General features: G+C 38.7%; 15 protein-coding genes. 7 read left to right on the forward strand and 8 right to left on the reverse strand.

Annotated elements, in window-relative coordinates:
- Positions 1 to 66: 66 nt before the first annotated feature.
- Both HFC68_RS07565 and rpsN read right to left on the reverse strand, forming a co-directional pair.
- On the reverse strand, positions 67 to 1,050 hold the full coding sequence (locus HFC68_RS07565; RefSeq protein WP_011672937.1) for a DMT family transporter: 984 nt from the start codon (positions 1,048 to 1,050) through the stop codon (positions 67 to 69).
- A gap of 91 nt (positions 1,051 to 1,141) precedes the next feature.
- Positions 1,142 to 1,411 (reverse strand): 30S ribosomal protein S14, encoded by a 270-nt coding sequence (gene rpsN, locus HFC68_RS07570; protein WP_011672936.1) that lies wholly within the window; start codon positions 1,409 to 1,411, stop codon positions 1,142 to 1,144.
- Between the two features lie 148 nt (positions 1,412 to 1,559).
- Here rpsN and HFC68_RS07575 point away from each other — a divergent pair, with 148 nt between their 5' ends.
- The 4 genes from HFC68_RS07575 to HFC68_RS07590 all read left to right on the forward strand — a co-directional run bounded on the left by HFC68_RS07575 (position 1,560) and on the right by HFC68_RS07590 (position 5,089).
- On the forward strand, positions 1,560 to 2,564 hold the full coding sequence (locus HFC68_RS07575; protein ID WP_011672935.1) for an aldose epimerase family protein: 1,005 nt from the start codon (positions 1,560 to 1,562) through the stop codon (positions 2,562 to 2,564).
- 129 nt (positions 2,565 to 2,693) lie between these two features.
- Complete coding sequence (locus HFC68_RS07580) at positions 2,694 to 3,707, forward strand: YdcF family protein (protein WP_002834519.1); 1,014 nt, start codon at positions 2,694 to 2,696, stop codon at positions 3,705 to 3,707.
- Between the two features lie 18 nt (positions 3,708 to 3,725).
- Positions 3,726 to 4,097 (forward strand): YxeA family protein, encoded by a 372-nt coding sequence (locus HFC68_RS07585; RefSeq protein WP_002834521.1) that lies wholly within the window; start codon positions 3,726 to 3,728, stop codon positions 4,095 to 4,097.
- 71 nt (positions 4,098 to 4,168) lie between these two features.
- Entirely contained in the window at positions 4,169 to 5,089 is a 921-nt protein-coding gene (locus tag HFC68_RS07590; RefSeq protein WP_011672932.1) for an L-lactate dehydrogenase, read from the forward strand.
- A gap of 142 nt (positions 5,090 to 5,231) precedes the next feature.
- Here the strand turns inward: HFC68_RS07590 and HFC68_RS07595 are convergent, their stop codons facing one another.
- Positions 5,232 to 5,516, reverse strand: coding sequence for a hypothetical protein (locus HFC68_RS07595; protein ID WP_002834480.1), 285 nt, complete (start codon positions 5,514 to 5,516; stop codon positions 5,232 to 5,234).
- Between the two features lie 179 nt (positions 5,517 to 5,695).
- Here HFC68_RS07595 and HFC68_RS07600 point away from each other — a divergent pair, with 179 nt between their 5' ends.
- A complete protein-coding gene (locus tag HFC68_RS07600; RefSeq protein WP_011672931.1) occupies positions 5,696 to 7,345 on the forward strand; it encodes a glycosyltransferase family 8 protein in 1,650 nt (549 codons plus the stop codon).
- 83 nt (positions 7,346 to 7,428) lie between these two features.
- Here HFC68_RS07600 and HFC68_RS07605 read toward each other — a convergent pair whose 3' ends face one another.
- Together HFC68_RS07605 and HFC68_RS07610 are read right to left on the reverse strand one after the other, a co-directional pair.
- Positions 7,429 to 7,587, reverse strand: a complete 159-nt coding sequence (locus HFC68_RS07605; RefSeq protein ID WP_002834483.1) for a hypothetical protein — start codon at positions 7,585 to 7,587, stop codon at positions 7,429 to 7,431.
- Positions 7,588 to 7,650: 63 nt separating this feature from the next.
- The gene (locus HFC68_RS07610) at positions 7,651 to 8,160 is read right to left on the reverse strand and encodes a transcription repressor NadR (RefSeq protein ID WP_011672930.1); all 510 of its coding nucleotides are present in this window, start codon (positions 8,158 to 8,160) and stop codon (positions 7,651 to 7,653) included.
- A 145-nt stretch (positions 8,161 to 8,305) separates the two neighbouring features.
- Between HFC68_RS07610 and HFC68_RS07615 the strand changes: the two genes are divergently transcribed.
- A complete protein-coding gene (locus tag HFC68_RS07615) occupies positions 8,306 to 9,499 on the forward strand; it encodes an MFS transporter (RefSeq protein WP_099046111.1) in 1,194 nt (397 codons plus the stop codon).
- A 148-nt stretch (positions 9,500 to 9,647) separates the two neighbouring features.
- The gene (locus tag HFC68_RS07620) at positions 9,648 to 10,502 is read left to right on the forward strand and encodes a patatin family protein (RefSeq protein WP_002834486.1); all 855 of its coding nucleotides are present in this window, start codon (positions 9,648 to 9,650) and stop codon (positions 10,500 to 10,502) included.
- A 40-nt stretch (positions 10,503 to 10,542) separates the two neighbouring features.
- On the opposite strand, the gene HFC68_RS07625 is transcribed toward HFC68_RS07620, so the two are convergent.
- From HFC68_RS07625 to HFC68_RS07635, 3 genes are all read right to left on the reverse strand, one after another.
- A complete protein-coding gene (locus tag HFC68_RS07625; protein WP_002834487.1) occupies positions 10,543 to 11,127 on the reverse strand; it encodes a peptidylprolyl isomerase in 585 nt (194 codons plus the stop codon).
- A 98-nt stretch (positions 11,128 to 11,225) separates the two neighbouring features.
- Positions 11,226 to 12,644, reverse strand: coding sequence for an anion permease (locus HFC68_RS07630; protein ID WP_011672928.1), 1,419 nt, complete (start codon positions 12,642 to 12,644; stop codon positions 11,226 to 11,228).
- 12 nt (positions 12,645 to 12,656) lie between these two features.
- On the reverse strand, positions 12,657 to 14,039 hold the full coding sequence (locus HFC68_RS07635) for a class II fumarate hydratase (RefSeq protein ID WP_011672927.1): 1,383 nt from the start codon (positions 14,037 to 14,039) through the stop codon (positions 12,657 to 12,659).
- Between the last annotated feature and the right edge of the window lie 31 nt (positions 14,040 to 14,070).

A 14,070-nucleotide genomic window follows, 5' to 3' on the forward strand; every position in this document is an offset into this window, starting at 1 on the left:
TTAAGAATTAAGCTAAAAAAAAACGAATTAAAAGTATCATCTTTTAATTCGTTTTTTAATTTAAATTTATTTCCGACTCATTCTAGTAGCAATTCGTTCACCAGTAAGAGTAACTACTGAACCAATTAAAATAATAATAATTCCAACAATCGTGTTGGTATGAATTGGATCACCTAAAACAATTAGGGATAGGATTGGAGCCAGCGCTGGTTTGATAAAGAAAATCAAAGAAGCAATAGGGACCCCCGCTTCTTCCATTACAAGGAAGTATAAACCGAATCCCAATCCGGTTACAAAAAAACTTATGTAGGCAACTAATAGAATATTAGACCAGGTGATTCCTTGGAAAAATGGAACATCACTGAAACCTTGTAATCCGCTAAGGGCTTGACTGACAGCTGGAATGTGAGTAATTGCCATGAAAATTCCCAACTCAATCGCACCTGCAATAAACGAAAAACACGTCATTGTCATTCCGCCAAAGCCTAGCTTATTCGAACTTAATCGAGTTAAGATGCCATAAATGGCGAAGGTGATTGAACTTAAAAGTCCCAGTGTAATTCCCATTGGGTTAGTTAAATTAAATGGATTAACAATTACAAGTAAGCCCGCTAAAGTTAAAATAACGGCCAACGTATTAGTCCGTGACATTTTCTCTTTCAGTAAAACTAGTCCGATTAACATCCCAAAGGCTGGGTTGGCACTCAACAGAATCGCAATCGTGGCCGGCAAGGACATCTGAATTGCTAATTGATACAAGGTCATACTAACCAACACGCACGAAAATCCAGTTAATGAAAAGGCTGCAATATCTCGTCCTGTTAAGTGACGTTGTTCCCTTCTTAATCGCTGTAATGTAAAAGGTAGTAACAACAAGCCGCCCAAGAGGAAACGCACAAAATTTAATTGGATGGGATTGAAAGTTCCTCCCGCAATTTTAAGCGCAATCTCCATTGAACTGAATAAAAACGTGGACATGATCACGTAAATCAGAGTTCGTAACTTCAATGACAAAACTTCTTTCTCTTTTAGAATTAACTCATCTACCATCTTACCACTTTATTTTTAGCATTCTTTGAAACAAAAAAAGCTGTAGCCAAGACCACCGATATGGTTTACTTTGCTACAACTCATCATTATTTTACCAAGAAGCTTTTCTAACTCCTGGAATCTGGCCTTCATGTGCTAGTCTTCTAAAGTTTAGACGCGACATTCCAAACTTCCGCATGTAGGCGTGTGGTCTTCCGTCTAGGCTGTCACGCCGATGCATCCTAGTTGGAGAAGCATTACGAGGAAGCTGACTTAGAGCTCGGTAATCTTTATTCGCCTTAAGTTCACGACGCAACTCTGCATATCTAGCTACCGTTTCTTCAATTTTTTGTTCTTTAATAATCTTAGATGTTTTTGCCAATTTTCTACCTACCCTTACTTTTTGTTAGTTAATAAATTATAGCTCTTTACTTACTTAAAGTAAAACAAAAACATTCATCATAAAGCTAACTGTAATCGGTTTCATTGTGATAAAATCAATTATAAGAAGACATAGGAGGGATTGTATTTTGAAGATTAATAAAGAAGAGTTCCAAAACGTAAATTGGTACACGCTTTCTAATGACAACCATGTTTCTGTTACTATCAGTACCCTAGGGGCTACGGTAGTCGCTGTAAATACCCCTGATAAAAAAGGGAATGTCGAAAATATTGTCTTAGGCTTTGATAATCCCCAAACTTATCCAAAGCACAACGATTATTTTGGTGCTTCGGTTGCGCGGGTTGCCGGCCGGATTAAAGATGGTAAGTGGCGCGATTACCAATTAAATCAAAATGAAGGTCAAAATACTTTACACGGAGGTAATAAGCCTTCACTTAGCTACGTTAATTGGAAGAAAATCAGTAAATTTATCCGCCCAGAAGAAGTCGGTTTAGTTCTTAAACGTTTTAGTATTGACGGTGAAAATGGCTTTCCTGGTGATTTAACCATCGATGCTATTTTCCGTTTAAATAACCGAAATGAATTTTCGATAACTTATATCGGTCACGCTTCTAAACAAACCCTCTTCAACCCCACTAATCATATGTACTTTAATCTTAGCGGGGATGCTAAGCGTTCAATTAAGCAACATCAAATTGAATTAAAAAGCGATGTAATCGCAGAAGTTGATGCAGAGTTAATTCCCACTGGTAATTTATTAAACGTGGATGGCACACCGTATGACTTGCACCATCCAACTTCAATGCAATCCATCCTTGATCAAGTATCAGACGGATTAGACACTGCTTTCAAAGTTGAACCTAGCATCGAAGCGCCTCAACTTACGCTGGAAGATCCTGAATCTGGTCGTAAGATACGGGTTCAAACTTCTGCCAATGCCTTTACCCTCTTTACTACTAATGAGCCACAAGAGCCATTCAAAATTAATGGCAATCAAGATATGGCAGCCAACATCGGATTAGCAATCGAACCTCAAATGCTTCCCGATGCCATCCACCATTCCGGCTTCGGTAATATCATTATTTCTCCATCTAAACCGATGATGTATCGGAACGTTTACTATTTAAACTAACAATTTTTTGAAAAAGGTTCTGTAATCAGCTTATAGTTTGATTGCAGGACCTTTTTATGATAATTTAGGTGAGTTATTAATGCACCTCAACACAATTATGACTAAATCAATAACATTGGGGGCTCTGCTATGTTTATAATTGGTATTTCGATAATTATTTTTTTGATTTCCGGAACTTATTTATATTTAGATCGGCGAGATTTTATTGCGGGGATTGTTTTTGCTGGTAGTTGCATTAACTTAGCTTTATTATCCACTTTGTGGATTGCTAATTATCTGGCAGGAGGTTCAAGAACTGGAATTATTAGCCTTGCGGTCTTCCTACTTTTAGGAATTGTTTTGACGCCGTTAGTAATCGGCTTCAGTTTGATTGTTAACACCTACATTATGCAAACTCGTGAAGGCAAAAGTTTAACTGCCAAATTATCGCTTATTTTAGGCCTTAATTTTTTATTCATGTTGGTTGCTGGTTTAGCTATTTTGTTTTTGAATCAATTTTTAGGACGCTTCGTTGGAATTTTGCTTACCCTTTTAGGGATTGATGTAACTTTAACTTTCATTTTTGTTTGTTATCTCTTTTATTCATTTCTTTATCAAGTGGTTCCGATCAAAGGCAACGTGGATTATATTATTGTTTTAGGAGCGGGGGTACGATCTGAAACCGTAACTCCACTCTTAAAAGGACGCTTGGATAAAGCCCTCGAATATTATCGAAGACAAAATGGCGCTGTGAAAATTGTGGTAAGTGGCGGACAAGGACCTGATGAACCCGTCTCAGAAGCTTTTGCCATGGCTAAGTACTTGAGAAACCAATCCGTACCCGAAGACAAAATTATTTTAGAAGACCAATCTACTACTACTTTCGAAAATATGCAGTTTTCCAAGCAGAAAATTGAAGCCGATTGGCAGGGAACCCAACCGCCTCAAATTATTTTTGCTACTAATAATTACCACGTCTTACGTGGCGTAATCTATGCGCGTAAAGCTGGCTTAAATGCTAACGGTGTAGGATCACCAACTTCATTCTACTTTTTACCTAGTGCTTTAATCCGTGAATACATTGCACTATTAGTTATCTATAAAAAATTAACTGCTTTAATTTTACTAGGTTGGATAGCCTTGGGAATTTTATTAATGCTCTAAAAACTAGGAGGTTTACTTATGCGAAAAGGAATGATTATCAGTGGCGTGGTCGTCGTAATTCTTTTAATTACTTTTGGAAGCGCCTATTTCTGGTATAACTCTAACTATGGTACTCAGGATTACTACACTCAAATCGTCGATAAAGGCACTAAATTTGTGGAAAAAGATGATTCCAATCGTAGTTATGTGAATTATGCTTACCACCAACCTGCTTATAACCAAGCTGGTCAAAAGATAACGGTTAAATTTAACGGAAACCTAGAACGTCCATTAAAGCTCCACGCATATTTGAAAATTGGCTACAATGCGAAACGAAATCAAGTTATTTCTTGGAGTAAAGTTGATAAAAAAGACGTTCCCAAGGCAGCCTTGAAACAAATTAATCCTTAATTTCTTCAAAGCACTTTAACGTTAGCTTTTTTCAAAAATGTGCCTTAAAATATGGGTAGAGGTGATGGATAATGACACGAAAAATTGGAATCATTGGTATGGGTCACGTTGGTCAAGCAGTCGCTCAACAAATTATCACAAACGGCTACGCTGACGACCTAGTTTTAATAGATAAAAATGAAGCAAAGGTTGGTGCTGATGCACTTGATTTTGAAGATGCAATGCCCAATTTAACCAGTCACACAAACATTATCGTAAATGATTATCGTGCCCTCAAAGATGCAGACGTAATTATTTCTGCTTTGGGTAAGATTGCTTTAACTGATAACCCTGATAATGACCGTTTTGCTGAACTTCCGCACAACCGTGAACAAGTTCAGGCGGTCGCTGAAGCCATTAAAGCATCTGGATTTAATGGTATTTTAATTCCAATTACTAATCCAGTAGATGTAATTACCGCACTTTACCAAGAAGCCACCGGCTTACCTAAAGCGCATGTTATTGGAACTGGTACTCTACTTGATTCAGCCCGCATGAAGCGCGCCGTCGGCAAAGGTTTAGGCGTTGACCCTCGCTCGGTATCTGGATATAACCTCGGTGAACATGGTAATTCACAATTTACCGCTTGGTCCACGGTTACTGTTCTTGACCAACCAATCAAAAAGTTAGCTCAAGCTCGGAATTTAGACTTAGATCAAATCAACGAAGACGCTCGGATGGGCGGTCGCTATGTAATGGTTGGTAAACACTATACTAACTATGGGGTTGCTGCCGCTGCCGTTCGTTTGGCTAATGTAGTTTTAAATGATGCTCATGAAGTTCTTCCCGTTTCCAATTATCGTGAAGAATATGGTACCTATCTTTCATATCCGGCCGTGGTCGGACGTGACGGTATTTTAGAACAGCTCCAACTCGAACTTACCGATGAAGAACGCTACAAGTTACGTCGTTCAGCCGACTTCATCGCCGAAAAAATCAAAGAATCTAAGTAAAAAATAAAAAACTTCAATCTTTGCTTAATCGCGATTGAAGTTTTTTATTTTCGTCTTACTTTTTGTACTTATTTTCACATGAAGCAAAGATGCTTAATCGAATGTCAAATCCGAGGCAACTTACGTTCATTTCGTCAGCTTTTTATTGAATTTTTAAGAATGCATCGGCAATATTAAAGCTTGGATCGCATTTCACTTCCACTTGATCTCCTAAATCGTGGATTTGAAATTTAATCCATTGGTCACCCACTAAGGCCTCGCCATTGCGAGCTTGTAGCACTGACAATACTAAATCATCACCGCCTTTTAAAATACCGCGTACCGTATTGTCGCCACGCATCACGTTAGTAACTCCTAACACTAGATCAGGTGTTTCTACTTCACTATGTCCAAGTCTAACTTTATAAATCGGCACTACTACACTCATAATAAGCATCCTCCCATCAACCTAAAAATTACTTGCATTAATTACCTCGAATTATATCGGCTTGAGTAAGCTTTAGCAAACATTCTGCTCAACTTATAATATATATTGCTTATTACTTTACTTTTTTGTTTACACGCTTATATAATGTGACCACAAACTAAGAAAAGGGGTGCAATAATTTGAAAAATATTAATGTTTTATTAGCTGCCGACGAAAATTATGCCGACCAACTACAGATCACCATAAAAACAACACTTGAAAACCTAAACAAAAAAACACGTGTTAATTTTATTGTGCTATCTAACAACCTTAGTAATTCTACTAAGCTAGCTTTAAAAAAACTTGCACATGGATTGCACACGGTTGAGTACCTTGATTTGGATCCATCGGTCTTTGCTTTTTGTCCTACCAACAGCCATATTAACAAAACTGCATATTACCGAATTTTGGCTCCCCAATTACTAGCAAAACGTAATATCGATCGAATTCTTTACTTAGATGTTGATCTATTGGTTCGCCACGATTTAACCGAGTTGTACGATGCGGAATTGAACCATAACATTGTGGGTGCGGTGATCGATACCGGCCAAGCTTTTGCTCTTAATCGTCTAGGAGTCGACCCAGTAGTTGCTGCAAATAATATCTATTTCAACTCTGGAATTTTAGTGATTGATATTAAAAAGTGGAATGAAAACCACATTACCGAAAAAACTTTAAATTACATTAAACATCAATCACATCTCATTATTTTCCATGATCAGGACGCCTTAAATGCCGTTCTCGCGGGCCATGTTCAAATGCTACATCCTAAATGGAACTTACAAAATTCGATTGTCTTCAGAAAACACCGTCCAATTAACGAAGCCTACGATCAATTGATCAACGAAGCCATCAAAAGTCCGGCAATCGTCCATTTTACAACACATGAAAAACCTTGGAAAACGCTTAGTGAACATCCTTATTTGGATGAATACCACGAAGAACTTAACGAATTAGAAATCAATCGTGGCGTGGTTAATGTTATTTCTGCCGCTAATTCAGCTTTTGTGGAAGCTTTGGCAACTTCTTATATTTCAATTTTGGAGAATGACTCAGAAAATCAATACAATTTCTACCTTCTCCCCGATCATCTAGATCAACGTGATATGTTAATTTTAGGAAGTGTAATTTCACGTTACGATAACGCTTCAATTAAAATCGTTAAAGTTGATGAAAAGCTACTAGAAAATGCGGTTGAAAGTGATCGCATCCTAAAATCTGCCTATTATCGAATCTTAGCACCAGAATTATTGCCAAATATTAATCGTGCCATTTACCTTGATTGCGATATTATCGCTAACACCAATCTACATGATTTATGGCAAACCTCACTGGAAGGCAACGTTCTAGCCGCTGTAGAAGATGCTGGTTTCCATGATCGATTAGAACACATGGGTATCACGCATGATAATAGTAAATATTTCAACTCTGGCATGATGTTAATTGACCTAGTTAGCTGGCGTTCCCAAGCAGTTACTCAACGCGTCTTAGACTATATTAACCATAATCCAGAAAAACTACGTTTCCATGATCAAGATGCGCTAAACGCGATTTTATACGACAAGTGGTTACACTTACATCCAAAATGGAATGCCCAATCTAACATTGTGTTAGACGCGCTTGTTCCACCACGGACTGAACTTTTGAAACTTTACGCTGAAACACGTGAAAATCCAAAATTAATTCATTTCTGTGGTCACGTCAAACCTTGGCATGCAGAAAGTAAACACCCTTATACTAATGTCTACTTGAAGTACAACAAGAAACTACGTGAACCAGTACGAACTTAATTTTTCATAAATAAAAGGATTGATATGGAATCATCTCCATACCAATCCTTTTATGTCGTTCAATTACCATTTCAACCTTTTACTTACTTCTTATCTTTCTTTTCTTTCATTAGCCGCTGATTAGCTCGTTCCCCATCTTTAATTTTTTGCCGATACTTTCGTCTCCCTAAATATGCCTTAATCACAAATGGAATCTGGACAATTACATAAATTATAAAAATGATGAGTACAATTCGATACATTTCATCCCTCCGTCAAAATGATTTGGCTGTACTATACTACAAAATCCAGTAAAAATCCTTTAGTTAACCTTCTTTGTATAGAATTCCCACTTTTTTTAACTGTTCCTTAGCTTTTTCGATATTTTCCATCTTATCCGCTGCTAAAGTATGACTGTGGATACCATCGGTTAATTCAGATAGCAAGTGCCCTTTAGCTTCCCGTACATGTTGCATAAATTGTTTGACATCATTGCTATTTTGCACACGGATTTGTCCCACTAGCTGTCCGTAAAGTGGGTGGTCAATCATAACGTCTTTGATCGTCACCTGTTCTTTAACAATTAGTTCCATTTCTCGCTCTGCTTGATCGGGGAAATGACGACAAACGATCATTTCTTCAAATCGATGATTTTTGGCATATTCATAGCCTCTCGAAGTTGAAATAATCGGCTCCCCTTGCGCACGCAACAAAGCTATATCTCCAACAATAGTTTGTCGGCTAACCTCAAATTGTTTAGCCAATGTGCCTGCTTTGATTGGTGTTTTAGTTTCTAATAGTTGATTTTTGATAGCTACTTTTCGATTAATTTTCATAAGTCATTGCTCCTTGAGTATATTTTATCAGAAAATCCCCGTTACAAGTGTCAAGACATTAATTTTAAATAAATCATTGATAAATATTGTTTTATGTTGTAATCTTGTATTCAACTCAGAGTGTGTCTTGACACTAAAAAGGAGAATGATGATTTTGAATGGAATTTCAAACTATAAAAAATTACTAGCAGCTTCGGGGGTAGCCTGGCTTTTTGATGCCATGGACGTTGGTATATTATCTTTTGTAATTGCTGCTTTAACGTCAGAGTGGCATTTAACTGAATCACAGGTTGGCATGATTGGTAGTATCAGTTCACTTGGGATGGCTGTAGGCGCTATTTTATTTGGAGCGCTGGCCGACCGTTACAATCGAAAAACAATTTTAATTATTAGTTTACTAATTTTCTCAATTTTTAACGGTATTTCAGCTTTCACCACTACCTATGCGGCTTTTGTTATGATTCGTTTTATTGTCGGTTGTGGATTGGGTGGTGAACTACCTGTTGCTTCGACTTTAATCTCGGAGAGCGCCCCTGCTCATGTTCGAGGGCGGGCAGTAGTGCTCCTCGAAAGTTTTTGGGCTGGCGGTTGGTTAATTTCGGCTTTAATCTCTTATTTTATCATTCCCAGTTGGGGCTGGCGGATTGCCGTGTTTATCACTTCCTTAGCGGCGCTCTATGCCTTGGTTCTCCGTTTTAGTATTCGCGAAGCAGATTCAAATCATTCTTTTACACCCAAAGCTCGCCTAGCTTTACGTTTAAAAAATATTTGGAGTCGTCCCTATGCTAAAGCCACGTTGATGCTTTGGATTGTTTGGTTTATGGTTGTATTCTCATATTATGGAATGTTTCTTTGGTTGCCTAGTGTCATGGTGATGAAGGGGTATAGTATTGTTCACAGTTTTGGTTATGTGTTAATCATGACTGTGGCACAACTTCCGGGTTACTTTATGGCAGCTTGGTTAATTGAGCGATGGGGACGCAAATGGACTTTGATGGTTTTCTTATTCGGTACTGCCGTCAGTGCTATCGCCTTTGGTTTTGCTCAAGGGCTGATGATGTTATTGTTAGCTGGTATTTTACTATCCTTCTTTAATCTTGGTGCTTGGGGCGCACTCTATGCCTATTCTCCGGAGCAATATCCTGAAGAAATTCGTGGAACAGGTTCCGGGCTAGCAGCCGGAATTGGGCGCATCGGTGGGATCGTAGGCCCTCTTTTGGTGGGATTTTTAACTGAAAAAGGCGTTGCTTTATCAACTACTTTTATAATTTTCTTCATCTCCATTATGATAGCTGTAATTGCAATCGGCTTCCTAGGTAAAGAAACTATGGAAAAATAATTTTTATGAGAAAATTTTTACGCTATCCCTAGCTTTAATGCTCTTCTAGTATCACTTCTATAGCGCCTTAATTGGAGAGGTATTTGCCACAACTCCATCAAAAGCGCTAAAATAGTGTCTATAAAATTAGAAGAGAGAAGGTATTCCATTGGAAAAAGCAGCTTTAATACTAGAAGGCGGCGCTCTCAGATCATTTTTTACTAGTGCCGTTTTGGATTATTTTCTCGAAAAGCAAATGGATTTCGAGTACATCCATGGAGTTTCAGCTGGAACCATGGCCGCTATGAATTACATTTCAAAGCAAAAAAGACGTTCCGCTGATGTTAATCTCCATTTTCTTCATGATAAACGTTATATCGGCTTTAACAACCTCATTCGTAATGGTGGAATCTTTAACTTAGATTTTTTGTTTTCACCTGAATGTTATGATTACAGCCCCTTTGACTATAAAGCTTATAATGAAAGTAAACAGATTTTTGAAATTACCGCTACCAACGTCTTAACTGGTAAAGCCGATATTTTCCGTAAAACGGATACCGATGGTCAAGAAGAAGCCGTCAAAGCTTCAGCCAGTATGCCGTTAGTATCTGATATCCGGGTCGTTAATCACCAGCCATACTTAGATGGCGGAATCGCTGACTCGATTCCTTTCAGACGAGCTCAGGAATTAGGCTACGAAAAGATCGTCGTGGTCTTAACTCGCGACATTAGCTACCGTAAACCGGAAAATAGTCGCGCTATGAATCGTTTAGTTAAGTTTAGATACCGTGATTTTCCACGTTTTGTCCAAGCTTTTGCAGATCGTCCACAACAATATAATCGTTCATTAGCAGAAATCGAACGCTTAGAACGTGAAGGAAAAATCTTTGTAATACGTCCCCAAGAACCCGTCTCAGTATCTCGGGTTGAACGTGATGATAAAAAGCTCATGGCCCTTTACGAAAAAGGAACTGAAGTTATTCAAAATCAATTTGCAGATTTACAGAAATATTTAGCACAATAAGTAAAACCCTCCGAAAAATTAATTTTCAGAGGGTTTTACTTTATTTTTCAACGATTACTTGTTCCATCACAACATCTACGTTAGGGCGATCTTCGCCATTACGTTTTACCTTACTAATTGCTTTAACAACATCCATCCCTTCGAACACTTGTCCGAAGACCGTATGCCGACCATCTAGCCAGGGAGTTCCTCCTTGACGATATGCTTCCACAATTTCTTCAGGAAATTCTGCCGCTTTAAGTTGTTTAATCATTCGCTTAGGAACATTACTGTTAGTAACGATAAAGAATTGACTACCATTAGTATTTGGACCGGCGTTAGCCATAGATAGGGCCCCGTTTAAGTTATAGAGCTTATTTGAAAATTCATCTTCAAACGTTCTGCCATAGATGCTTTCGCCACCCATACCAGTTCCCGTAGGATCACCACCTTGAATCATAAAATCTGGGATCACCCGATGAAAAATAACGCCGTTGTAGTAGCCCTTCTCTGCTAATTCAATAAAGTTTTTAACTGTTTTAGGTACCAATTCATCAAAAAGTTGAATTTTGATGTCACCTTGGTTAGTTTTAATAGTTACTTTTGTACCAGTTGCATTTTCTAAGTCTAATTGTGGATAAGCCATTTATTAATTCTCCTGCTTCTTTTTTTGGGTCATAAACCATTCTAATCTATTTGAAATATAAAAACACGTCTAAAGTAACGGATTATAATAAGGGCTTTTTACCACATACCAATCACTTTCATCCAAAGTGAGCCAATTCCAACCCAAATTACGATGTAAACCACACCCAGAATGGCATTCATCCGCCACCAATCTTTTTGCGTTACAAAGCCCGAACCAAATAGAATGGGAGCAGGTCCATTTCCATAGTGAGTGGTTGAACCAATCAAATCACCAAAAAATCCTAGCATTAACGCAGCTAGTAGTGGTGGTACTCCTGAAGAAACGGCCACGGCTAGAAAAGCCCCATACATGGCACTGACATGGGCAGTAGCACTAGCGAAAAGATAATGACTATAGAAATATGCCAGAATTAAAATTACTAATACTAACATCCAATTCATTCCATGGAGTGAAGTACCAATCGTTTTACTTAGCCAAGGAATAAATCCGAGTTCGTTTAATTGCCCAGCCATCATTACAAGTACCGAAAACCAAACTAACGTATTCCAAGCCCCGGTTTCTTTAGTAACATCGCCCCAAGAAAGGACACCGGTAACCAGCAATAAAGATAAGGCAATAAAAGCCGTCAAAGTTGCATCGATTCCCAAAAATGATCCTAAAATCCATAATACTAACGCAACGATAAAGGTTAAAACCATGAATTTTTCTGCTGTACTAACTTTACCCATCGCATCAAGTTGCTTCTTAGACCATTCTTTAGCGTTAGGAGTTTCCTTAATTTCTGGTGGATAGATTTTGTAAATAATCAATGGAACCACAATTAAAGAAATAATTCCTGGAACGACACCAGCGATGAACCAATTCATCCATGTAATATGAATTCCAAGGGGCTTAGCTAAAGATTGAGTCAACGGATTCCCCGCCATTGCAGTTAAAAACATTGCTGCGGTAATGATGTTTCCGTGAAATTCTGAGAACAGCAAGAACGAACCAATCTTGCCTTGCGTATGATCCTTAGGCGATGATCCGAATGCACTAGCTAGCGATTCAATAATTGGGAACATAATCCCACCAGCTCGCGCCGTGTTACTGGGCGTAGCTGGAGCTAACACTAAATCTACACCAATCAAAGAATACGCCAATCCCAAAGTTTTCTTACCAAACATGCTAACAAAATGGAAGGCAATTCGTCGTCCCAAACCAGTTTTAATGAAACCACGGGAAATAAAAAATGCCATCACAATTAACCAAATACTATCGTTACCAAAACCGGTAATAGCTTTATCCATGGGGACTTCACCCGTTAAAACGGTGATACTGAAGCCAACAATCGCTACCCCACCGATTGGTAAAGGTTGGGTAATACAGCCAATAATAGTAGCAACAAAAATTGCAAATATATGCCAAGCTGCTAGTGAAACTCCCACCGGCTTGACTGGTGATAATAGCCATAGAATCACACCTACAACTAGTGGCGCAATAAACTTTTTATATTTTACAGGCTCTAAAGTCATCTTTTTACTCCTCTATTTATCATAATTAGTCATCTCAATGGGAACCACCCACTGATCAAATTGCTCAGCGGTAACTTTACCAGATTTTAGGGCAGCTTCTTTCAGCGTGGTCCCATCTTTTTCAGCCTGCTGAGCGATTTTAGCACTATCGTGGTAGCCAATATGAGGAGATAAGGCGGTAACTGTCATCAAGGAATGGTTAACTAATTCTTCCATCCGTTCCGCATTAACTTCTAATCCAGCGATCATCAAGTCGGTAAAACTACGAATCGTACCTTCTAATAGAGTGGTTGATTCCAAGAAAGAGCTGATGATAACTGGTTTATAAACATTCATTTCAAAATTGCCCTGGCTTGCAGCTAAATCAATCGCAACGTCATTAGCCATAACCCGCACTGCCGCCATGGTAAGGGCCTCTGCTTGAGTTGGATTGACTTTACCTGGCATGATTGATGATCCGGGCTCGTTTGCTGGTAGTTTCAACTCGCCATATCCTGCCCGCGGACCACTACCCAAGAAACGAATATCATTAGCAATTTTCATCAAATCACTCGCCAAAGTTTTAATCGCTCCGTGAACCACATTCAAACCGGAGTGATGTGCTAGTCCATAAAATTTGTTAGAATCCGCCGTAAATTCAAAGTGGTAGACTTCGCTCATCTGAGCTGCAATTATGGACGAAAAATGCGGAGCTGCATTTAAACCCGTTCCGACCGCTGTACCCCCCATTGCCAATTCACTTAGCGTTGAATTAAGTTCTTTTAAGTATTCCAAATCATGTTCAAGGGCGCTCTTCCATCCACTAATTTCTTGCCCAAAAGTTAGTGGAGTCGCATCCTGGAGGTGAGTTCGTCCAATTTTAACCACGTTCCAATATTGCTTTTGTTTTTGGTCTAATTGTTCAATTAAATGTTGAACTGCCTCTTCCAAGCGTACTACCGCTACTGCAGCTGTAATATTCATGGCCGTTGGGAAAATATCGTTTGAACTTTGTCCATGGTTAACATCATCATTAGGCAAAATTTCTATTTCCGCATTAATTTTAGCAGCCATATGGGCCACCACTTCGTTTACATTCATGTTAGTTTGCGTTCCCGAACCAGTTTGATAAACTACCAGCGGAAAATCTTTCCGTAATTCAGCATCATCCAGTGCTAGCAGACGATCAATAGCTACTACAATTAAATCCGCTTTTTCAGCAGCCATTGATTGTTCCTTTTTATTAGCGATGGCTGCCGCTTTTTTAATCTGTAGAAGAGCTTTGATAATTTCCAGGGGCATCTTGGCACCAGTCGCAAAATTATGACGACTTCTTTCAGTTTGGGCTCCCCAAAGTGCGTCTACTGGGATTTGGACGGGCCCAAGGGTATCTTCTTCTGTACGATATTTTTCCATATTATGACCTCCGAAATTAATTGTCTAAGTC

Source organism: Pediococcus sp. EKM201D (assembly GCF_011800215.1).
GTDB classification, from domain to species: Bacteria; Bacillota; Bacilli; order Lactobacillales; family Lactobacillaceae; genus Pediococcus; species Pediococcus pentosaceus.

Coding starts and splice junctions, on each gene's coding strand:
- HFC68_RS07565 (WP_011672937.1), bottom strand. CDS start 1,050: ATGGTAGATGAGTTAATTCTAAAAGAGAAAGAAGTTTTGTCATTGAAG.
- HFC68_RS07580 (WP_002834519.1), top strand. CDS start 2,694: ATGTTTATAATTGGTATTTCGATAATTATTTTTTTGATTTCCGGAACT.
- HFC68_RS07585 (WP_002834521.1), top strand. CDS start 3,726: ATGCGAAAAGGAATGATTATCAGTGGCGTGGTCGTCGTAATTCTTTTA.
- HFC68_RS07590 (WP_011672932.1), top strand. CDS start 4,169: ATGACACGAAAAATTGGAATCATTGGTATGGGTCACGTTGGTCAAGCA.
- HFC68_RS07595 (WP_002834480.1), bottom strand. CDS start 5,516: ATGAGTGTAGTAGTGCCGATTTATAAAGTTAGACTTGGACATAGTGAA.
- HFC68_RS07605 (WP_002834483.1), bottom strand. CDS start 7,587: ATGTATCGAATTGTACTCATCATTTTTATAATTTATGTAATTGTCCAG.
- HFC68_RS07610 (WP_011672930.1), bottom strand. CDS start 8,160: ATGAAAATTAATCGAAAAGTAGCTATCAAAAATCAACTATTAGAAACT.
- HFC68_RS07615 (WP_099046111.1), top strand. CDS start 8,306: ATGATGATTTTGAATGGAATTTCAAACTATAAAAAATTACTAGCAGCT.
- HFC68_RS07625 (WP_002834487.1), bottom strand. CDS start 11,127: ATGGCTTATCCACAATTAGACTTAGAAAATGCAACTGGTACAAAAGTA.
- HFC68_RS07630 (WP_011672928.1), bottom strand. CDS start 12,644: ATGACTTTAGAGCCTGTAAAATATAAAAAGTTTATTGCGCCACTAGTT.
- HFC68_RS07635 (WP_011672927.1), bottom strand. CDS start 14,039: ATGGAAAAATATCGTACAGAAGAAGATACCCTTGGGCCCGTCCAAATC.